The sequence below is a fragment of the Luteimonas notoginsengisoli genome (assembly GCF_042648885.1).
GTDB lineage: Bacteria > Pseudomonadota > Gammaproteobacteria > Xanthomonadales > Xanthomonadaceae > Luteimonas > Luteimonas notoginsengisoli.
In genome coordinates, this window is sequence record NZ_JBHRYF010000017.1 from 23003 (window position 1) to 43541 (window position 20539).

The window sequence follows — 20539 nt, forward strand, 5'->3', positions numbered from 1 at the left end:
CTGATGCATTGAGCATCAGCGGGGAGATAGATCAGTGGTTCTACAGCAGGCTTCCGGGAGGTCGGCCATTCCCGATGTCCGTTGCTAAGGCTGCTCACAGGTGCCCCGATCTGGCGATGGCCGTGACCAGCCGCAGCGAGAGCAACCCCGCTGCGGCGAAGGCCAGGACCGCCAGGAAAGGCAGGTGGCCGAACACTTGCGGGCCTTCGGAGTGCAGGCTCAACAGCGCCCCGCTCACGTAGAGACCCAGGGTGACCAGTGCCAGCGCAAGCCGGTTGCCGGTGCGCGCGAGTGCCTCCTGCGTGGAGCTCAAACCGTGGTGGTGTACGGAAAAGGCGGGCCGTCCGTCGCTCAGCTGCGCCTGCCGCAACAGGTCGGTGGCGATCTGTGGCAGCTGGCGCGCAGTGCGGGCCAGCCGCATGGCGAGGGGCCTGTTGCCGCCGGCGCGGCTGGCATCGGCGATGTCGGCGATCTCGGCCGCCTGTGCCGACAGCGTCCCCAGCAGGTCCAGATCCGGATCCAGTGCCCGCAGCGTGTTCTCGACCAGGAACAGCGTCCGGATCAGGGACAGCAGATGGGCCGGAAGCCGGAAACCCGCGCCCTGCCCAATGCGTGCCACGCGCCAGATCGCCTCGGCAATGGACCACTCCGCCAGCGGGCGGCTGGCCATCTCGGCCAGGATCAGGTGGATCTCGCGCACGTGCGAGCGTCGCTCGACCTGCGGCGGGAAGAAGCCCATGGCAATCGCTGCATCCAGCACGCCGTCGGCATCGTCGGCCGCGATGGCCTCGACCAGGCCGCCGAGCGCGAGCCGGGATGCAGGGTCGAGCACGCCGATCGAGCCGAAGTCATGCAAGCACAGGCGACCGTCGTCGAAGAAGAACAGGTTTCCAGGATGCGGGTCGGCATGGAAGACGCCGGCGCCGAAGAGTTGACGCACGTAGGCATCGAGCAGCGCCCTTGCCAGCGCGGGAGCGGCCGCTGTCCCGTAGGCGGCTTCCAGGCGGGTGCCGTGGCTTCGATCCTGGACCAGCACGTCGCGGGTGGCATAGGGCTCGACGACGTGGGGCTGGGTGATGCCGGGCAAGGAATCAAGCACCCGGGCCATGCGTCGCATGTTCTGCGCCTCGTGACGCATGTCGACCTCGTCGCGCAGGAATGCGCCCAGTTCGTCCACGAGCTCGAGCGGGCGGTATCGCTTGAGTGGTGGCCAGAGCCACTGGGCGACGCGCATTGTGCGCCGCAGTAGCCGCAGGTCGGCCTGCACCTGGGCATGGATCCCGGGGCGGGTGATCTTGACGACCACGTCGCGACCATCATGCATACGTGCCGGATGGATCTGGGCTACGGACGCCGCGGCCAGCGGCTTGTCATCGAAGCTGGCGAAGAGTTCTCCGACCGGTGCGCCGAACGCCTGTTCGACCATGCGCCTGGCCTGGTCTGCAGGAAACGCCGGCACGTCGCTGTGCAACCGCGACAGCGCCTCGCGATAGGGCACCGGCAGCAGGTCCCAGCGCAGGCTCAAGCCTTGGCCCAGCTTGACGAAGGTGGTGCCCAACCCCACCAGGGTGGTGCTGACGTATGCCGGAAGCAGGTCGGGTGCACGTCGGCGCAGGCGCAGCACGGCGACGCCGAGCTTGAGTCCCGCCCAGGCAATCTGGCCTCCGCGCCGCACTGTGCCCGCCATCAGCGCGAGGTCCCGGTTGGCCAACTCATGGCGTCGACCCACTTGCAGGACGCAGGATAGTGGCCGGATCGCCCCGACCATCCACCGCCGCCAGCTCCGCTTCCGACAACAGGCTGCCCCGGGACTGGCCGAGGACGCCCGCGGCCGCATCGACCACGTGCGCCCAAGTGCTGCGGTTGGCGAACAGCAGTCCCGGCACGTCCAGCGTACCGCCGCGGTTGACGAAACCCAGCGCCGCGGTCGTCGCCGGCCCGGTGTCGATGCGGCGCAGCGCGCCGAGGAAGGGCTCCGGACGGGTATGCGTGACGAAGACGCGCGGCCTGTCGACCGGGAACAGCGGATGGACGTTGCTGTCGGGATGCACGTATCGCGCCTCATCCGAGTCGCGTGGCGTGCGGAACCGGCCAGGCTCGCCGAGGTACAGGATCGCCGCCGACACACCGCGCTCGACAAGACGCGCCTGCGCGCGACGCACTTCCTGCAGCTGGTAAGCGCCGGTGGCGATAAGCAGGATGTCCGACGTCGCCGGATCGCCGGCCAGGCACGTCGCTCCGGTCTCGGCCAGCGACCTGGCCTGCTGTGGCGTCAACTCATGGGGCACCGGCCGCTTCGGGACCACCAGGGCGGTGACCGTACCGCGCTGCGCATAGGCGTGGGCGAGTGCCGCGGCTGCGCCGTTGGCGTCCGGGGGAAAGACCACGCGCGAGATGTCGGCCATTTCGCCCAGAAGCGCCTCGGCCATGGTCGGATCCTGGTGGGACTGTTCGTTCTTCGCGTTCTCCCATGTGTGGGAAGTCAGGACCAGCGGCACGCCCAGCCAGCCGGGCGGACGTCCCGCCTGGGCCTGATGTCGGGCGAAGATCAACTCCTGGCGCACGGCGCCGAGCATCTTCGGTGCGAACGCCTCGTAGGTGACCACCAGGTTCAGCCCACCCTTGTTGCCGAGCGCGGCGCAGACCACGGCCTCCTCGTTGAGCGCGGTGATGACTGCCCCGGTCGGTGATTCGGCAACGCCGGGCTCGGGCTCGTGCACCCGGTGCTTCATCGCGTCCAGGGTGCGGTCGAGCTTGTTGCTGCGCAGCTCGTCGGGATTGCCCACGCGCACGCGCAGTCCGGGGTTCGCTTCGGCGATGGCGACGAACTGCTCGTCGAGCGCGGTCATCGGCGAGCTCTCGCCGCCGGCGCCGCGGTCGGCAATCGCTGGAATGCGGGGCGGGTCCACCTGGCGATCGGCCAGCGCGTGGTCGCGCTCGCGAACCCGCTGCTGGTCATCGTGGCTGTTGAGTGCGGCAATGGCCTCCTCGAGCTCGGACGCGGCCACAAACAGCGCCGCGGCGCCTCCATTGAACAGCGCGCGTGCCTCGGCATCCTTCGCCGGATTCCCGGGCAAGGGCAGGTTGTGCGAGGCGTTGGTCCCGGCGCCGGGGAAGCCGAAGCCCTTCACGGTTTCGGCGATGCCATAGGGCAACCGCACGTCGATATCGGGGACTTCCGCGCCAGCTTGCAGGCGCGACTCCATCACATGGATGCCCCAGGCGATGCTGGCCGGATCGCGCCCGTCCAGCGCGATCGGGTCAAAGCCGTTCAATCGCAGGTGCCGGTCCAGCCACCGCTCGCCGCCCTGCTGGGTGATCTGGCTGCGCTGTTCGATGCGCCGCCCGTTGAGGATGATGATCGGGCTGACCAGCCCGCTGTCCTCGGCACGCCACCAGCGCGGCGCCCAGTCGCTGCCACGCTGTTCCTCGAACGCACCGTCGCTGAGGAATGCCACCAGGCGTTCGTCCTTGAGCGGCGCATGCACGTACTGCAGCTCGGCAAAGCCGAGATAGCCGCCTTCCATCACGCCCCCGGCGGTGTGCGCATTGACGTGGGAGCCCAGGGGCGACGCCGGCGTTCCGTCCGGATTGAGGGTGTAGGCGTAGAAGTCGCCGACGAACCGGCTCAGCCCCGCGTCGGAGCGGTCGTAACGTTCGGCGTGCCGGGCCGTCATGTTGCCAACCAGCAGGTTCAGCGCGTCGATCGCCGCCACGCAGTGCCCCTGACCCATCATCCACGCGCGGGTGACGCCATCCAGGGCGTCCATCAGCAGGTAGCCGGCATAGGCGGGCACCATGTTGAGGGACCCGCCGGTGTGGCCTTCGGGCGTGATCTTGAAGTCATCAGACTCGAGGGCCGCACCGTCGGTACGGACGCGCTGGCTGTAGGTCATGTGCGCCACCAGCCACATGCCGGCGCTGGTAACGCGGTCGGCCGCGGCGAATCGCTGCCAGGCGGTACCCGCATCGGGCGTGCGGCCCAGAGCTACCAGCTCGGCCACCATCTGGCGCACGCGGAGCTGGGTGAGCGGGTCATGCCGGATCACGCCGTAACCGGCGGCCCAATGGGCGAACGCAGGATCGGCCTTCCGATGGGCGTCGGCCATTTCAACGATCCGCTGGCGCTCGGCGGCTGACAGCTGGTCGGCGGTGCAGCAGTTGAGATGCAGGTTCATGGGTCCTCCGTGGAATCGGTCGAAGCGGTCATCAGGCTCGATGACGCGGCGGCGAGGTTCGCACCCAGCGCGATCGCATTGGACGGGTGGGCAATGGTGTCGGTGCTCACGATGCGGGCCAGGCCCGCTTCCTGCAGACGGGTATAGGCATCGCCGGCGAACACCGGATGGATCGCGACCAGCAACGGCGGTGGCAGCGACAATCGACGCAGGTGTGCGAGGGTTTCCAGGATCGTGTTGCCGGACGACACGATGTCGTCGATCAGGACCGGGGTCCGGCCGGATACCGCCTGCGGGTCGGGCAGGCTCACGCGCACGTCGTAGTCGCCATGCCGTTCCTTGGCCAGCACCTGGTAGGGCATGCCGCACCGGGCCGCAATGTCGGCGACCCATTGTTCACTCTCGCTGTCGGGTCCGATCAGCACCGCGTCGGGGACCGTCTCTGCGATCCAGCGGGCCACGGCTGGCGTCGCCGACACGTGGGTCGTCGGGATCCGGTACAGCGACTGCAGGCGCTCGACACGGTGCAGGTGCGGGTCCACGGTTACCAGCCAGTCGAAGGCCTCTTCGAGGAACTGCGCGAACAGTGGCGTACTGACCGCCTCCCCTGGATTGAAACGAGTGTCCTGGCGCATGTACCCCAGGTACGGTGCGATCAAGCCGACCGAGCGCGCCCCGAACTCGCGGGCCGTCTGGGCAGCGAAGCGCAGCGGGAGGGCCATGGCATCGGCGTTGCGCAGGCTGGCCAGGAGCGCCACATCGGCTCCGGCCAGTGCGTCGTCCAGGGTGACCAGCGATTCGCCATCTGGGAAGTGCCGCCAAGCCACGGATGCAATGCGCGCCTGCAGGGGCTGGTTGATGGTGCCGGCCAACACTGCATCGGCCGGGAAGGGCATCAGCACACGGGTCATGGAACCTCTCCAAGCACAAAGGGTTGCAGCGTCGCGGCGTGCTCCAGGGCGTAGGCCAGTTCTCCCGGCGACTCCGCATGCAGGGTCATCATGGGCTGTCCCCGCTCGACCGTATCGCCGATCCGCAGACCGGTCTCGAGGCCGGCGGTGGGGGATGTCGGGGCGCCGGCCAGCTTGGCCAGTTTGGCCAGCCTGCGGTTGTCGATCTCCGCGATGCGGCCCGATGCAGTTGCCGGGACGTCGGCGGTGAACGCCGCCCGTGGCGGTTCGCGGAAGCCTCCCTGGGCCTCGCAGATCGCCAGGAACTTGGCCAGCGCAGCCCCGGAATCCAGCACGCTGCGCGCGCGCTGCAGCCCGGTGCCGGCGCTGCTGCCCGGTGCCATGTCGAGCAGCACCGCGGACAGCGCCAGTGCGCGCTCGCGAAGGTCGACGGGTGCATCGGCTGCATTGCGCAGCACCTTGAGCACATCGTGCGCCTCGAGCGCCGGGCCGATTCCGCGGCCCACCGGCTGGGTGCCGTCCGAGCGATGGATCCCCAGCTGCAATCCAAGCGCAGCGGCGGTGTGTTCAAGCCGCGTGCCCAGGCTGTTGGCCGCGGCCTCGCCACGCACCTTGGCGGTCGGACCCACCGGCATGTCGATCAGGACGTGGGTTGAACCAGCGGCGATCTTCTTCGACAACACGCTGGCGACCAGTTGGCCATCGCTGTCGAAATCGAGCGGGCGCTGGACCCGGATCAGGATGTCATCAGCCGGGCTCAGGCGCACGTTGCCGCCCCAGACGATGCAGCCGCCCTCGCGCTCCACCACCCGGCGCATCGCCGCCAGATCGAGCGCCACCGGCGCCATGACCTCCATCGTGTCGGCGGTGCCCGCCGGCGACGTGATCGCGCGCGACGAGGTCTTCGGAATGCGGTAGCCAAGCGCGGCCACGATGGCCACCACGATCGGCGTGGTGCGATTGCCCGGCAGGCCGCCCACGCAGTGTTTGTCCAGCACCGGCCCTTGGCCCCAGTCCAGGCGCTGCCCAACGGCGATCATGGCCCGCGTCAGCGCGGTCGTCTCCGCTTGGTCCAGAAGGTCGCCAGCGCTGGCCGTGACGAACGCAGCAAGTTCCAGGTCCGACAGCTTGCTTTCCATCACGTCCTGCACCAGGGCGAGGTACTGCGCGTCGTCCAGCCGGGCCCCGAACACCTTGGCACGGAGCGCGCCTGCCGACGCCGCGGGTTCCGCGTGCCGGACCCGGGCCAGTACATTCGGCATGGGTTCGAGGAGCGTCCACGCGACCTCCGACAGCGCCACCTCGTCAAGTCCCAGCCTGTCGTCGACGACCACGTTCAGCGTCGCCACCAGCGTGCGCGGGCCGACGTCCAGCCTCACGCGCGTCATCGCCGCAAAGCCTTCGGAGCGACAGACTTCGCAGTCGCGGTGCATGTAGACCACCGGCTGCTGATAGGTGTCGATGCCGGCACGGGTGACGCGCAGGCGGGTGTGGCCTGGGACCGGCGTGGTCACCGCGCATCCTCCAACTCAACGCGCTCCAGGTGCTCCGGCACACGCGCACGCCAGCCCAGTTCACGCTGCACCCGCCCGCGCAGCGTGTCGGCTGCGTCGGGCTCGCCGTGGGTGAGGTACACCACGCGCGGCGCGGAAGGCGCAGTGCGCATCCAGTCCAGGAGCTCGCCGGCATCGGCGTGGCCCGAGAAGCCTTGCAACTGCACGACCTCGGCGCGAATGGCGACCTCGCGGCCGAACATGCGCAGGGTCCGCGCACCTCCAGCCAGCGCCGCGCCGCGTGTTCCGCCGGCCTGGTAACCCGCGAGCAGGATTGCGTTGCGGTCGTCTGATCCGAACGCCTCGATGTGGTGCAGCACGCGCCCGCCGGTGATCATGCCGCTGGCCGAGATGATGATCATCGGGCCGCGCTGTCGGTTGAGCGCCTTTGACTCCTCCACGGTGTTGACGAAAGTGGCCACATCGAACATCCGTTGGCAGTCTTCGTCCGAGACATGGTGCTCGTCGTGATGGGCGTGGTAGTGCCCGGTGGCGTTGACCGCCATCGGACTGTTGAGAAAGACCGGTACACGTGGGATCTCATTGCGCTCACGCAGCCGGGCGATATGAAGCATGAGTGCCTGGGCGCGACCGACGGCGAACGCCGGGATGACGATCACGCCACCACGGGCGGCCACCCGGCGAATGATCGGCGCGAGCTCGGCCTCCTGATCGATCGCGACATGGGCCCGGTTGCCGTAGGTCGATTCACAGACCAGCACGTCACAGGCAGGAAGCGGCGTCGGCGGATTCATCAGCGACTCGTGCTGCCGCCCCAGGTCACCGCTGAAGTGCAGGCGCTGGTTCTGGACGTCCATGCTGACGTGGGCGGCGCCCAGGATGTGGCCTGCCGGATGGAAGCGGACCGTAAAGCCGGGCGCGACCTCGATGTCGAGACCGTAGTCATGCCCCTTGAGCTGCTTCAGGCTGCGGCGGGCGTCATCCTCCGTATAGAGCGGCCGCGGCTCCGCGTGCTTCGAGTAGCCCTTGCGCGCGGCGTATTTCGCCTGCTCCTCGAGCAGGTGTCCGCTGTCAGGCAGCAGCAGGCCGCACAGGGCGACGCTGCCGCGAGTGCAATGGATGCGTCCGCTGAATCCCTGCTTGACCAGGGCGGGCAGGTAGCCCGAATGGTCCAGGTGGGCGTGGGTCAAGACCACCGCGTCGATCGATGACGGCTCGACGGGAAACGGCGCCCAGTTGCGCTCGCGCAGTTGCTTGTAGCCCTGGAACAGGCCGCAGTCGACCAGCACGCGCTGGCCGTTTGCCTCGACCAGGTAGCGTGAGCCGGTGACGGTGCCCGCGGCGCCGAGGAACTGGAGAGTGGGACTTGTTCTGTTGTTCATGGTTGCTCCTGGGGACTGCGGCAGTGCCGCGGCATCAAAACGGGAAAAGGAGACATGGGTTGCTCGACGCGCCGGTAGTCCTCACCCAGCCGAGCGGCTCGAGAATCGAGGCGCCCCCTTGACCATCGCCGATGCAGTGGGCGTGCCTCATTGGGCCTCTCCCTGCGTTGCGCCTGGACCAAGCCGGCGATGTGGGATGAAGGCCGGCACCTCCTGCATGTAGCGGACGTAGTCGTCGCCGAAGCGGCTCAAGCAGTCTTTTTCCTCACGGCGTGCCAGGCGGGCATAGGCCCACACGAGCACTGGATAGCTAGCGAGCGTGAGCAGCGTGGGCCACTGCAGCAGGAAACCGGTCAGCACGAGCACGAAGGCGACGTACTGCGGGTGGCGCATGCGCGCATACACGCCCTCCCGGGCGAGCCGGCCCTCACGCTGTGCCCGATACAGCACGGGCCAAGCGGCCGACAGCAGCCAGAAGCCGCCGCCGATCAGGACGAAACTCGCGATGTGGAATGGGCCGAAATGCGGGTTGGCGCGCCAGCCGAACCACATCTCCAGCAGATGGCCCGCGTCATGGCTGAGCCAGTCCACCTGCGGATAGTTGGCGCTGAGCCAGCCGCCCAGCACGTACAGCGTCAACGGGAAGCCATACATCTCCGCGAACAGGGCTACGACGAAGGCGGAGAACATCCCGAACCCCCGCCAGTCCCACCGGGTCAACGGCTTGTAGAAGCTCCACGCGAAGAAGATGAAGAACGCGGCGTTGATGGCGGCCAGGAGCCAAAGTCCGTAGCCAGCGTCAGGTGCATGCATGTCAGTGCCCTCCGCTCGAGGTGTCGGATGTCTCGCCGGTCTGTGCCTGCTTGCGACGGCCGTCATCTCTACCACCGGTAGGGGCATCAGCATTTCTGCCTTGCCCGTGGCCGCCATGACTGCCATGTCGCTTGTGCATGAACACATGCATGAGCGGGCACAGCAGCAGGATGGCCAGCGGCAACCAGCGGAGCGTTCCGGTGAGGTGGGCGCGATGCTCGACGCCCAGATAGAAGACGGCCAGCGCGAGGAAGATCCAGAAGACCCAGCGTCGGGACCGCGACGCAGTTGGAGAGCGGGGGGCAGTCATGGCAAATTCTCCTGAATGCGGCGTCCGAGAAGTCGTCGCGGGGTGGATCTGACGAACTTGCCGCCTTCCGCCGCGGCTACAGCTTCGATCAATGCGCAGACATCGTCGCCCGTCGGAATGGAGTCCGGCAGCGCGGCCCAAGCGTGGATGGCACGCTCCATCCGTTCGTGCATGGCCAGCAGCCTGTCCAGTTGTTGGCGGGTGTCGTCGAGCCTGCGCCGGATGATGTCCCGCACAAGCGGGCAGGGACTATGCCGCTGCAGGCTGTGGCGGATGATTTTCTCGATTTCGGCCAGCGTGAAGCCGAGCTGCTGCGCCGTACGAATGAAGTGCAGGCGCTGGAGCTCCGAGGCTGAGAACAGCTGGTAGCCGCCCTCGGTATGGGTGGCCGCCTGTAGCAGGCCCCGCCGCAGATAGTTGCGCACCACATGCACCGTGACGCCGCCCTGCTGTGCCAGCTGGCGTACTGTCATCAGCGGCGGCGCTGATTCGCCTTTGCCCGTCATTGGCGCGCTCCCTGATAGATGCTGATCAGGCTAGACCTGTGTCCCGCACACAGGTCAAGCTCGACTGACACACCTCCATCCGTAACCAGGCGGCCGGCGCGCTGAAGGTCGGCCGAATCACGACATGTCCGCCGGCAGCGCAGCGGATATTGGCCGCTTCCTGGCCAACTGCCGCTGCTTGATCAGCGAATACAGCGCCGGAATCACCACCAGGGTCAGCATCGTGGACGAGACCATGCCGCCCACCATCGGCGCGGCGATGCGGCGCATGACCTCCGAGCCGGTGCCGCTGCTCCACATGATCGGCAGCAGGCCGGCCATGATCGCGACCACGGTCATCATCTTGGGGCGCACGCGGTCGACCGCACCTTCGACGATCGCCTCGCGGAGGTCGCGTGCATCCAGCGAGCGGCCTTCGGCCTGGCGCCGCACGGCCCGCGCTTCGAGCGCGTGGTCGAGGTAGATCAGCATGACCACGCCGGTTTCCGCGGCAACGCCGGCCAGTGCGATGAAGCCCACGATCACCGCGACGCTGACGTTGTAGTCGAGCATCCACATCAGCCACACGCCGCCGACCAGCGCGAACGGCACCGACAGCATCACGATCAGCGACTCGGTGACGCGGCGGAAGTTGAGGTACAGCAGCAGGAAGATCAGCGCCAGGGTTACCGGGACGACGACGCGCATTTTCTCGGCGGCGCGCTGCATGTACTCGTACTGACCGCTCCAGGTCACGTAGTAGCCGGGCGGGAACTGCACCTGCTCGGCGACGGCATCCTGCGCGGCCTTCACGTAACGGCCGAGATCGCTCTGACGCGTATCGACGTAGATGTAGGCCGCCAGCATCGCGTTTTCGGTGCGGATGCTCGGTGCCCCTTTCGTGACCTCGATTCGCGCCAACTCGCCGAGGGGCACCTGCGCGCCGCCGGGCACGGGCACCAGGACCTGGTTGCCGATCCGGTGCGGGTCGTCTCGCAACTCGCGCGGATAGCGCACGATCGCACTGAAGCGCTCGCGGCCCTGCAGGATGGTGGTCACGATCTCGCCGCCCAAGGCGGCCGCGACCACGTCCTGCACCTCGCCCAGGGTCACGCCGTACTGCGCCAGGCTGGGCAGGTCCGGCGTGATGTCGAGATAATAGGCGCCGGTCAGACGTTCGGCGAACGCGCTGGTCGTCCCCGGCACTTCGCGCACCACCGCTTCGATCTCGGTGGCGAGGGCGTCCAGCTGCTTCAGGTCGTTGCCGAAGAGCTTGATGCCCACGGGCGTGCGGATGCCGGTGGCCAGCATGTCCGTACGTGCCTTGATCGGCATCGTCCAGGAGTTTGCGACGCCCGGGAACTTCAGCGCCGCGTCCATTTCGGCGATGAGCTTGTCGGTGGTCATGCCGTCGCGCCATTCGTCCTCGGGCTTGAGGTTGATGACGGTTTCGAACATCTCCAGCGGTGCGGGATCGGTGGCCGTCAGGGCACGGCCCGCCTTGCCGAACACCGACTCCACCTCCGGGAAGCCCTTGATGATCCGGTCCTGCTGCTGCAGCAGTTCGGAGGCCTTCGTCACCGACATGCCGGGGAGCGATGCGGGCATGTACAGGAGGGTGCCCTCGTTGAGCGTGGGCATGAACTCGCTGCCCAGGCGTGACGCCGGCCACAAGCTGGCGAACAGGGCAACGAGCGCGATCGCGATCGTGGCCATGCGGTGCCGCAGCACGACGTCGATCACGGGCCGATAGGCCGCGACCAGGAACCGGTTCACCGGGTTCTTCTGCTCGGGCATGATCTTGCCGCGCACGAACAGGAGCATGAGCACCGGCACTAAGGTCACTGAAAGCAGCGCACCACCGGCCATGGCGAAGGTCTTGGTGAAGGCCAGCGGCTTGAACAGGCGGCCTTCCTGCGCCTCCAGGGCGAACACCGGAAGGAACGAGACGGTGATGATCATCAGGCTGAAGAACAACGCCGGCCCGACCTCGCGGCAGGCATCAATGATCAGCTGGGCTCGGCTGCGGGAGCCGTCGGAGCGCTCGATGTGCTTGTGTGCGTTCTCGATCATCACGATCGCCGCGTCCACCATTACGCCGATCGAGATCGCGATGCCGCCCAGGCTCATGATGTTGGAGTTCATGCCGAGCGCACGCATCGCGATCACTGCGACCAGCACGCCGACCGGCAGCATGACGATCGCGACCAGTGCGCTGCGCGCATGGAACAGGAACAGCAGGCAGACCAGCGCGACGATGAGGCTCTCCTCGAGCAATGTCGTGCGCAGCGTCTTGATCGCACGCACGATGAGGTCGGACCGGTCGTAGACCGTCTGGACGCTGACGCCCTCGGGCAGGCCGCGTGCAAGTTCCGCGATCTTGTCCTTCACCCCGCCGATCACGGCCAGAGCGTTCTCGCCGAAGCGCGCAATGACGATCCCGGCCACGACATCGCCTTCGCCGTCCAGGTCGGCGATGCCGCGACGCTCGTCGGGCACCAGTTCGACCCTGGCGACGTCGCCAATCAGCACCGGTGCGCCCCCTTCGGCGCGCAGCACGAGGCTCTCGATGTCCTCGCTGCCGCGCAGGTAGCCGCGGCCGCGCACCATGTATTCGGTCTCGGCCATTTCGATCACGCGGCCGCCAACGTCGCGGTTGCTAGCGGCGACCACCTCGGACACCCGCGAGATCGGGATGTCGAACTCGCGCAGGCGGACCGGATCCACCGTGATCGAGTACTGGCGCACGAAGCCGCCGACGCTGGCGACCTCGGCCACGCCGGGCGCGGTGGTGAGCTGGTAGCGCAGGTACCAGTCCTGCATGGCACGCAACTCGTCCAGCGAGTGGCGGTCGCTTTTCAGGACGTACTGGTAGACCCAGCCCACGCCCGAGGCATCGGGTCCCAGCGCCGGTGCCACGCCAGCCGGCAGGTTCTTCGACGCGACGTTGAGGTTTTCCAGCACGCGTGAGCGCGCCCAGTACAGGTCGGTGCCTTCTTCGAAGATGACGTAGATGAAGGAGGCGCCGAAGAACGAGAAACCGCGGACGTCCTTCGATTTCGGAACCGAGAGCAGAGCGCTGGTCAGCGGGTAGGTGACCTGGTCCTCGACCACCTGGGGCGCCTGTCCCGGGTATTCGGTGAACACGATCACCTGCACGTCCGACAGATCCGGCTGTGCGTCCAGTGGCGTGTTCATCAGTGCGTAGATGCCGCCGGCGACGATCGCCAGTGTCATCACCAGGACCAGGAAGACGTTGCGGACCGACCATTCGATGAGGCGGGCAAGCATGTCAGTACCCCTCGTGGCCGGTGGCGGAGGGCGGAGCCTCCTCAGGGGTGGCCGGCATCGAATGACCCGCGTGCGGATCAGCGGCTTCGCCACCGCCGGACTCGGGCTGCGGATCCTCGCTGGTGCCCGAGGGCGCCCCATGTCCTGCGTGACCTTCAAGTCCCTGAAGTGCGGACTGCAGATTGCTTTCGGCGTCGATCAGGAAGTTGGCGGAGACCACGACCTGCTCGCCTTCGGTGACCCCATCCAGAATCTCCATGCGATCGCCGCCGCGCCGCCCCAGCGTGACGTCCCGCGGTGCGAAGCGACCGGGACCGGTCTCGACCAGCACCACCTGGCGTGTGCCACTGTCGAGCACCGCCGAGCGCGGCACGTTCAGGACCGGGCCGGCCCCGGGCTCCTCGAGCAGCACCGTCCCGTAGAGTCCCGGCCGCAGGTCGCCATCGGGATTGGGCAGCGCGATGCGTACGTCCACGGTGCGTGTCATCGCATCGATGACGGGCTGCACGAAGGTGACTTCGCCCTCGGCCACCTGGCCCGGCAGGGCCACGGTTTCAAAGCGGGCCGGCTGGCCGACCCTGATGTCCGCGGCCTGCGCCGCCGGCACCTTGGCGATCACCCACACCGTCGACAGGTCGGCCAGCAGCAGGATGGTTTCGCCGGGCTCGAAGCGTGCGCCCTGGACCACCGGCTTCTCGATCACGACCGCGTCCGCGGGCGCCGTGAGGACCAGTCCGGTCTTGCCCAGCTGCGAATCGCTGATTTCCCAGTTGCGCAGGCGGGTGCGGGCGGCATCGCGCAGGCGGACCATCGACGCCGCGCTCGCGGGATCGGACCCGGTGAGCCTGCGGGCGGTCTCGTCGGCGAGCCGGTATTCCTGCTGCGCCGTCGCCAGCTGCGGGCTGTAGACGGACAGCAGCGGCTGCCCGGCGCGGACGCGCATGCCCGTTTGGTTCGCGTACAGGCGCTCCACCCAGCCTTCGAAGCGGGGCGCGATCGCGTACTGCCGGGTCTCGTCGACCTCGACCGTGCCGCTGGTGCGCACGGTGGCGGCCAGGGCCCCCCGCTTGACCGCTTCGGTGCGCACGCCCAGCGCCTGCACCTTGTCCGGCGGCAGCACCACCGTGCCCGGTGCCGCCGGCGGTGCATCGTCGGCATAGACCGGGACGTAGTCCATACCCATCGAGTCCTTCTTGGGCACTGGCGAGGTGTCCGGAAGGCCCATGGGATTGCGGTAATAGAGCACCTTGCGTTCCGCGGCCGGCGCCTCGGCGGACGTGGTTGCGGTCGTGGAATCGTTCGTGGCGCGGCCGGCCACCCATCCGACGGTGAGAGCGGCGAGTGCGACGCCGATGGCGAGCGACAGGGTCTGGACACGGGTCATCGGATATCTCCTTCGATGGCGCGCACGGCGGCGGCGCCCAACAGTTCGTCACGCAGTGCATCGACCCGTGCGAGGTCGGCGCCCTGCCATTGATTGAGTGCTTCCAGCAGCGTCCCGAAGTCGACTTCGCCGACCTGGTAGCTGGCCAGCGCGGACTGCCAGGTGGCGTCGGCCTGCGGCAGCAGCGTGTTCTCGATCAGTTGCCGGCGTTCGCGTGCGCTCGTCCACCGCGCCCAGGCGGAGGCGCCGCGTTCCTCCACGGCCCGCAGCGTGGCGTCCATGCGCGCCAGCGCCGCGTCTTCGAGCAGGCGCGATTCGCGCTCGCGCTCGCGGCGTGCACGCTGCTGGAACGGGATCTCGATCTCCAGCATCAGCTCGGTGCTTTCGATGCCGTTGCCGAGCTGCATCGCACCCACGCCCACGGTGATGTCCGGGAACCGGTTGCGACGCTCCAACACCACGTTCGTGCGCGCGGCTTCGGCGCGGGCCTGCTGTGAGCGGACCGCGGGGTGCGCGTCGGCGCCATCCAATGCTTCGGCCAGGGAGGCACTTTGAACGACTAGGCGCGGCGCCTCATCGGGGGTCGCCAGCGGTGAATCGGACCGGCGCCCCAGCACCGCGTTCAAGGTGGCGGCCGCCTCCTGCTTGGCCGCGAGGCGTTCGATCCGCTCGCGCTGCAGGCTGGTCTGCTCGACCTGGGCGCGGATGGCATCCTGCTGCGCCGCGCGGCCCAGGGCGTAGCGCACGCCGGCCATCTCTTCGACTTGGCGGAGCAGGGCGATGCGGCGATCGAGCACGGCCACGGCCTGATCGGCATGCCAGTAGCGTGCGTAGGCCGCCTCGGCATCGGACAGCAGGTCGCGCGCCGTGGTGATGCGGTCTAGCCCGACCGCGACCGCGTCCTGGGTGGCCCCGGTCCGCGCCAAGCCGCGCTTGCCCCAGAGCGGGAAGCGCTGGCGCAGCGCGTAGTCGACTTCGCGGTCGGCACCGGCGCTGCGCCAGGGCTTGTCCGGATCCAGGCCGCGGAATCCAACGGAAGCCATCGGGTCGGGCAGGGCGCCCGCCGGCAGAATCCGTGCTTCGGCGGCCTGGGCCTCGAAGTCCAGTGCCCGCAGCTCGGGGTTGTGTTCGAGGACCCAGGCGCGGATCGACTCGAGGCTGTGCCCTGGGACGGGTTCGGTTGCGGTAACGGGCAGCGCCAGCATCCACAAGGCGCCGGCGAGCACGCAGGCAGGCAGGTGCCAGAGTGGTGGTCGACGGCGGAACAGAGGGCGGGGTCGCAGGCGCCTGGCCTGCAGTCGGTCGAACAGGGATGCCATATCAGTGTCCTTTGGCCGACGCGACGGAAGTCGCTCGGACGAGGGCAGGAACACATGCCGTGACGCAGCCACGGCGCGAACGCACAGGACTGCGCCGCACAGACGTGCGGAGCAGTCAGCGTCCGGGCATCAGATGAGCAGAAGCGCCGCTGGATGGGCGGTAGGTCGGTGCCAGGCGGGCCTGGGCGGTGAATCCAGCCATGTGGCCGTGACACTTGGTGAAGCATCCGCAATCGCGGCGATCGCAAGCCAGGAGAGCCATGCTTCGGCCAGCAGCGGCGGAATCGAAGGGATGCGCCCACTGTCCGCCGAGAGGTCACCCTCGGTGCAGTGCGCGTCGCACAGTGCCTTACTCGCCGAGGGGAGCTCCGCCTCGCAGCCGTGGCCATGGTCGTGCCGGGTGTCGGTGGCAGCAGCGACAAACGCCGCCGGCGTGCCTGGGAGATCCAGGCAGTCGCCATGGCCCGCGAGCACAAGCTGGGACCAGAGCAGCGCCGCCATCGCGAGGAGGACGGTGCGCCGGAACCAATTCCGATGGCGGATGCGGACCATGACGTGAGCTTGCCTCTTACCGGGACAGACGCAATTGATCCAAGTCAATCCTTGGCCAAGCCCAAGGGCGGGTCCGGCGGCGACTTGGCAGGACTAAGTGCATTGGCCACCACCGATACCGAACTCAGGCTCATTGCCAGCGCCGCCACCATCGGAGCCATAAAAAGACAAAGGCGTGGTTGGAAGAGTGCACGCGTAAGCCGCCATTGCCACCTGTTGGAACAGGAGGCACAGCAGGACCGCGAGGGCGATCCGTAAGCGGTGGCGGCTGCGAAAATGCATGATCAGGATGTTACTCCGTCATTTAGCCCAAAGCGTCGGCAAATACTTGGAATTCATGCCAGTACTTGACACTGATCGAGCCGAACCGGCGTACTCACTCGGTGCTGCGCTGTTCCAGATCCGCGATCAGCGCCTCCATCTCCCGGATCTCTCGGCGTTGGGCGGCAATGATCTCATCGGCCAGTTCACGCACCCGTGGGTCGGAAATGTTGGCCCGTTCGCTCGTCATGATCGCAATGGAGTGATGCGGAATCATCGCTCGCGTATACGACACGTCCTGGACGGTTGCCTGACTGCGCATCAGCCACAACGCCCCGGCAAACACCAACGCGCAACCGAGCAGGATTCCCGTGTTGAGCTTCCTGTTCTGGTACATGCCCAGCATGAAGAGCAGCATGATCACGCCCATGGTGGCGCCCATGACAAAAGCCATGTACACGCGGGTTTCGCTGAAAGAGACGTGATCGAGTTGGTAGGTATTGAGGTACATCAACCCGAACATGACCACCGTCGAGGTGGCGATCATGAGCCCGAACCTGGCGTACTTCGGCATGGCGGTTTCTCCTTTCTACGTGGTCGTACTAGGTGGCGGATGTTGTTTCGCGGGGAGGGTTGGAGTCGCTGGCGCCCCGGAGTGGCGAGCGGGAGAGCCGCAGCGCATTGCCGACCACCGAGACCGAGCTCAGGCTCATCGCCAGCGCCGCGATCATCGGGCTCAGCAGCAGCCCGAACACCGGGTACAACACGCCAGCGGCGATCGGCACGCCAAGCGCGTTGTACAGAAACGCGAAGGTCAGGTTCTGCTTCATGTTGGACACGGTCGATTCCGAGATCATCCGCGCGCGCATGATTCCTCGCAGATCGCCCTTGACCAGGGTCACCTGGGCACTGGACATTGCGACGTCCGTACCGGTGCCCATCGCAATACCGACGTCGGCCGCGGCCAGCGCCGGCGCATCGTTGATGCCGTCTCCGGCCATCGCCACCCGGTGTCCTTCGCTCTTGAGGCGCTGCACGAGGTCGGCCTTGTCCTGCGGCCGCACTTCTCCATGCACCTCGTCAAGGCCGAGTTCCGCGGCCACCGCGCGGGCGGTGGTGAGCCCATCGCCAGTAGCCATGATGATTCGCACGCCGGCCGCCTGCAGTTCTCGGATCGCTGCAGCGGTGGACGGCCTGATGGGGTCCGCCACGGCAATGACACCGGCAAGCCGCCCGTCCGCTGCCAGGAACATGGCGCTCGCGCCCTCGCCACGGAGCCGTTCGGCGACGTCGACGTGGCGCTCGACATCGGCACCGATCTCCTGCATCAGCGCGGTATTGCCCAGCACGAGATCCTGGCCGGCGACCCTGCCACGCACGCCCATGCCGGTGACGGAGTCGAATCCCTCGACGTTATCGAGGCGGAGGTCCCGACGCCGCGCTTCGGCGACGATCGCATCCGCCAGCGGATGCTCGCTGCCCTGGTCGAGGCTCGCGGCGAGCTGCAGCACTTGCTCGTCCCGGTAGCCCTCGAAAGCCACCACCTCCTTGAAGGTAGGCCGGCCTTCGGTCAGGGTGCCGGTCTTGTCCACGATCAACGTGTCGATCTGGCGCATCTGCTCGATTGCTTCGGCATCGCGGAACAGCACGCCTGCCTGCGCCGCCCGCCCGGTGGCGACCATGATCGACATCGGTGTCGCAAGCCCAAGAGCGCACGGGCAGGCGATGATCAGCACCGAGACCGCGTTGAGCACTGCGAATGTCCACGCCGGTGCCGGGCCAAACAGGCCCCAGACGAAGAACGTGAGCACCGCCGCGGCCAGCACGGCCAGGACAAACCAGAAGGCGACCTTGTCGGCCATGCGTTGCATCGGCGCGCGCGAGCGTTGCGCCTGCGCGACCAGTTGCACGATCTGCGACAGCACCGTATCCGACCCGACCTTGCCGGCACGGATGACCAGCGCGCCGGTGCCGTTCTGGGTGGCACCGATGACACTGGCGCCTACCGTCTTCTCGACCGGGATCGGCTCGCCCGTCAACATCGATTCATCAACGCTGGAGCGTCCTTCGATCACCTCGCCATCGACCGGCACCTTCTCGCCTGGGCGGACGCGCAGGCGGTCGCCGACGTGGACGTGGGTCAGCGGGATGTCCTCTTCGGAGCCATCGTCGTTGAGTCGTCGGGCCTCCTTCGGCGCAAGGCCGAGCAACCCCTTGATTGCGGCGGAAGTCTTGGAGCGTGCGCGCAACTCGAGGATCTGCCCGAGCAACGTCAGCGACACGATCACGGCTGCGGCCTCGAAGTACACGCCGACGCGTCCATGCTCCCGGAACGAGGCGGGAAACAGGTCTGGTGCGACCGTCGCCACCACGCTGTAGCCGAATGCCGCCGCCACGCCGATCCCGATGAGCGTGAACATGTTCGGGCTGCGGTTGCGGATGGACTGGACGCAACGGACGAAGAATGGCCATCCGGCCCACAGTACGACCGGAGTGCTCAGGACCAGTTCGACCCACGTCTGGGTGCCCATGGGCAGCGGCAGGACCTCCTGGCCGAACAGGTCCAGCCGCGGCAGGTAGCGGCCAAACATCGCCAGGACCAGCGTCGCCAGCGTCAGTGGCAACGTCCACCAGAAGCGTCGCGAGAAGTCGCGGAGCTCGGGGTTGTCTTCGTCCTCCAGGCTGGGCATTTCAGGCTCGAGCGCCATGCCGCAGATCGGGCAGTTCCCGGGACCTTGCTGCCTGATCTCCGGGTGCATCGGGCAGGTGTAGGTGGCGGTCGCGTCGACCGGAGGAGCCTGTTGCGGCGTGAGGTAGCGTTCGGGATCAGCGGTGAACTTCTCGCGGCATCGGCCGGAACAGAAGTGGAACTGCGACCCGTTGTGTGTTGCGTGGTGCGGCGTCGTTTGCGGGTCCACCTGCATCCCGCACACAGGATCGACGGCCAAGTTCGTCGGCTTCGGCTCTGCGGCACCGCCGTGATCGCCAGCGTTCGGCTGCTCATGGCCATGGGAGTGCGTCGATGCGTTCATGCAGGACCTCGTTCAACGGAAGAGTGTGGTCGGTCGCGAGCGCGCCATGCCGAAAACGATGGCTTGGCTTGAACCCGGAGCCAGGTCTCAACCCTTGCGAAGGGCCCGCCCTTGCGGGCCGACCCTCCGCGGTGGGTCAGGCAGCGGCCGCCATGGCAGCGCAGCTTTCGGCACACCGTCGACAGATGTCGGCGCAGCGCTTCATCTGCGCGTCGTCACCCATGGACTCGCAGTCCGCCGCGCACTGGCGGCAGATCTCGGCACAGGCGCCGCAGATGACGTTGTGCACGCTGGAGCCGCGCAACATCGCGTCGGCGCTGGTCGCGCAAATGTCGGCGCAGGTGGCCATCAGGCTGATGTGTTCTGGTGCAGCGTGTGCGCCTCCTTTGGTCAGGCAGTAGTTGATGGTCTCCAGGCAGATCGCATGGCACTGGACACAGTTGTCAATGCAATCGTTCATCGCCTGAGGCCGATCAGCAGCGGAATGGTGAGTCATGTGATGCTCCTTCTTCCAAGCGGGCATAAAATCGGCGTGCCCGCATCACCGCCCCCTATTGCGCGGATCTGTCAGTGCTGTGCGAACGGTTCGGTCGTACCATCGCGATTGACGATCTCAACCGTGTAGGGCTCCTGGCGCCCGTCGGGCATCTCCATTCCCGGGGAGCCCATCGGCATGCCGGGAAGCACCAGGCCAATTGCGTCCGGCTTCTCCTCCAGTAACCGCTTGATGTCTGTGGCCGGCACATGGCCTTCGATCATGTAGCCGGCGATCTCCGCGGTATGGCATGAGCCCTTGCCATAGGGAACGCCCAACCGTTCTTTGACGGGCTGCAGGTTGTCGGCTTCGCGCACCTCGACTGCGAACCCGGCCTGCCGCACGTGCTCCACCCATGAACCGCAGCAGCCACAACTTGGGCTCTTGTGCACGATCATCAGCGGCAAGCCCATGGCGTTGTTCACGGAAGCGGGTGCCCGCTGGGCTTCCGCTTCGATCGCTGGTGGAGCTGCCGATGGCGCCGCCGATGGCGCTTGGGCACAGGCGCCCAGGGTCGCGAAGGCAATCGCCAACCCCGCATTACGCAGAAATAGACGCGTTTTCATGGGTCC

At 67.4% G+C, this 20539-nt stretch carries 16 protein-coding genes; all 16 read right to left on the reverse strand.

Annotated elements, in window-relative coordinates; translation table 11 throughout:
- Window positions 1–94: 94 nt before the first annotated feature.
- Window positions 95–1711, reverse strand: a complete 1617-nt coding sequence (locus tag ACFOM9_RS15175; RefSeq protein WP_386712756.1) for an ABC1 kinase family protein — start codon at window positions 1709–1711, stop codon at window positions 95–97.
- Window position 1712: 1 nt separating this feature from the next.
- Entirely contained in the window at window positions 1713–4178 is a 2466-nt protein-coding gene (locus ACFOM9_RS15180) for a phosphoketolase family protein (RefSeq protein ID WP_386712759.1), read from the reverse strand.
- Entirely contained in the window at window positions 4175–5089 is a 915-nt protein-coding gene (locus ACFOM9_RS15185; RefSeq protein WP_386712762.1) for a ribose-phosphate diphosphokinase, read from the reverse strand. The genes ACFOM9_RS15180 and ACFOM9_RS15185 overlap by 4 nt, the downstream gene beginning before the upstream one ends.
- Window positions 5086–6603, reverse strand: a complete 1518-nt coding sequence (locus ACFOM9_RS15190; protein WP_386712764.1) for a thymidine phosphorylase family protein — start codon at window positions 6601–6603, stop codon at window positions 5086–5088. Before ACFOM9_RS15190 ends, ACFOM9_RS15185 begins: the two co-directional genes overlap by 4 nt.
- On the reverse strand, window positions 6600–7985 hold the full coding sequence (locus tag ACFOM9_RS15195) for an MBL fold metallo-hydrolase RNA specificity domain-containing protein (protein ID WP_386712768.1): 1386 nt from the start codon (window positions 7983–7985) through the stop codon (window positions 6600–6602). Before ACFOM9_RS15195 ends, ACFOM9_RS15190 begins: the two co-directional genes overlap by 4 nt.
- Window positions 7986–8132: 147 nt before the next feature.
- Entirely contained in the window at window positions 8133–8798 is a 666-nt protein-coding gene (locus ACFOM9_RS15200; protein WP_386712772.1) for a methyltransferase family protein, read from the reverse strand.
- Window position 8799: 1 nt separating this feature from the next.
- Window positions 8800–9108: a DUF2933 domain-containing protein gene (locus tag ACFOM9_RS15205; RefSeq protein ID WP_386712775.1), complete on the reverse strand. Its 309-nt coding sequence runs from the start codon at window positions 9106–9108 to the stop codon at window positions 8800–8802.
- A complete protein-coding gene (locus ACFOM9_RS15210) occupies window positions 9105–9614 on the reverse strand; it encodes a MerR family transcriptional regulator (protein ID WP_386712778.1) in 510 nt (169 codons plus the stop codon). The genes ACFOM9_RS15205 and ACFOM9_RS15210 overlap by 4 nt, the downstream gene beginning before the upstream one ends.
- A 117-nt stretch (window positions 9615–9731) precedes the next feature.
- Window positions 9732–12884, reverse strand: a complete 3153-nt coding sequence (locus ACFOM9_RS15215; RefSeq protein WP_386712781.1) for an efflux RND transporter permease subunit — start codon at window positions 12882–12884, stop codon at window positions 9732–9734.
- A 1-nt stretch (window position 12885) separates the two neighbouring features.
- Entirely contained in the window at window positions 12886–14268 is a 1383-nt protein-coding gene (locus ACFOM9_RS15220; RefSeq protein WP_386712784.1) for an efflux RND transporter periplasmic adaptor subunit, read from the reverse strand.
- Window positions 14265–15587, reverse strand: coding sequence for a TolC family protein (locus ACFOM9_RS15225; RefSeq protein WP_386712787.1), 1323 nt, complete (start codon window positions 15585–15587; stop codon window positions 14265–14267). The genes ACFOM9_RS15220 and ACFOM9_RS15225 overlap by 4 nt, the downstream gene beginning before the upstream one ends.
- A 129-nt stretch (window positions 15588–15716) precedes the next feature.
- Window positions 15717–16139 (reverse strand): hypothetical protein, encoded by a 423-nt coding sequence (locus ACFOM9_RS15230; RefSeq protein ID WP_386712790.1) that lies wholly within the window; start codon window positions 16137–16139, stop codon window positions 15717–15719.
- Between the two features lie 376 nt (window positions 16140–16515).
- Window positions 16516–16974: a DUF305 domain-containing protein gene (locus ACFOM9_RS15235; RefSeq protein WP_386712793.1), complete on the reverse strand. Its 459-nt coding sequence runs from the start codon at window positions 16972–16974 to the stop codon at window positions 16516–16518.
- A 28-nt stretch (window positions 16975–17002) separates the two neighbouring features.
- The gene (locus tag ACFOM9_RS15240; protein WP_386712796.1) at window positions 17003–19432 is read right to left on the reverse strand and encodes a heavy metal translocating P-type ATPase; all 2430 of its coding nucleotides are present in this window, start codon (window positions 19430–19432) and stop codon (window positions 17003–17005) included.
- A 136-nt stretch (window positions 19433–19568) separates the two neighbouring features.
- The gene (locus ACFOM9_RS15245) at window positions 19569–19928 is read right to left on the reverse strand and encodes a four-helix bundle copper-binding protein (protein WP_215217995.1); all 360 of its coding nucleotides are present in this window, start codon (window positions 19926–19928) and stop codon (window positions 19569–19571) included.
- Window positions 19929–19999: 71 nt separating this feature from the next.
- Window positions 20000–20533, reverse strand: coding sequence for a DUF411 domain-containing protein (locus ACFOM9_RS15250; RefSeq protein WP_386712800.1), 534 nt, complete (start codon window positions 20531–20533; stop codon window positions 20000–20002).
- Window positions 20534–20539: the final 6 nt, after the last annotated feature.

Excerpts from the sequence above, each read along its gene's own strand:
- ACFOM9_RS15180 (WP_386712759.1), bottom strand. The coding sequence starts at position 4,178 with ATGAACCTGCATCTCAACTGCTGCACCGCCGACCAGCTGTCAGCCGCC.
- ACFOM9_RS15185 (WP_386712762.1), bottom strand. The coding sequence starts at position 5,089 with ATGACCCGTGTGCTGATGCCCTTCCCGGCCGATGCAGTGTTGGCCGGC.
- ACFOM9_RS15195 (WP_386712768.1), bottom strand. The coding sequence starts at position 7,985 with ATGAACAACAGAACAAGTCCCACTCTCCAGTTCCTCGGCGCCGCGGGC.
- ACFOM9_RS15200 (WP_386712772.1), bottom strand. The coding sequence starts at position 8,798 with ATGCATGCACCTGACGCTGGCTACGGACTTTGGCTCCTGGCCGCCATC.
- ACFOM9_RS15205 (WP_386712775.1), bottom strand. The coding sequence starts at position 9,108 with ATGACTGCCCCCCGCTCTCCAACTGCGTCGCGGTCCCGACGCTGGGTC.
- ACFOM9_RS15210 (WP_386712778.1), bottom strand. The coding sequence starts at position 9,614 with ATGACGGGCAAAGGCGAATCAGCGCCGCCGCTGATGACAGTACGCCAG.
- ACFOM9_RS15215 (WP_386712781.1), bottom strand. The coding sequence starts at position 12,884 with ATGCTTGCCCGCCTCATCGAATGGTCGGTCCGCAACGTCTTCCTGGTC.
- ACFOM9_RS15220 (WP_386712784.1), bottom strand. The coding sequence starts at position 14,268 with ATGACCCGTGTCCAGACCCTGTCGCTCGCCATCGGCGTCGCACTCGCC.
- ACFOM9_RS15225 (WP_386712787.1), bottom strand. The coding sequence starts at position 15,587 with ATGGCATCCCTGTTCGACCGACTGCAGGCCAGGCGCCTGCGACCCCGC.
- ACFOM9_RS15230 (WP_386712790.1), bottom strand. The coding sequence starts at position 16,139 with ATGGTCCGCATCCGCCATCGGAATTGGTTCCGGCGCACCGTCCTCCTC.
- ACFOM9_RS15235 (WP_386712793.1), bottom strand. The coding sequence starts at position 16,974 with ATGCCGAAGTACGCCAGGTTCGGGCTCATGATCGCCACCTCGACGGTG.
- ACFOM9_RS15240 (WP_386712796.1), bottom strand. The coding sequence starts at position 19,432 with ATGAACGCATCGACGCACTCCCATGGCCATGAGCAGCCGAACGCTGGC.
- ACFOM9_RS15245 (WP_215217995.1), bottom strand. The coding sequence starts at position 19,928 with ATGACTCACCATTCCGCTGCTGATCGGCCTCAGGCGATGAACGATTGC.
- ACFOM9_RS15250 (WP_386712800.1), bottom strand. The coding sequence starts at position 20,533 with ATGAAAACGCGTCTATTTCTGCGTAATGCGGGGTTGGCGATTGCCTTC.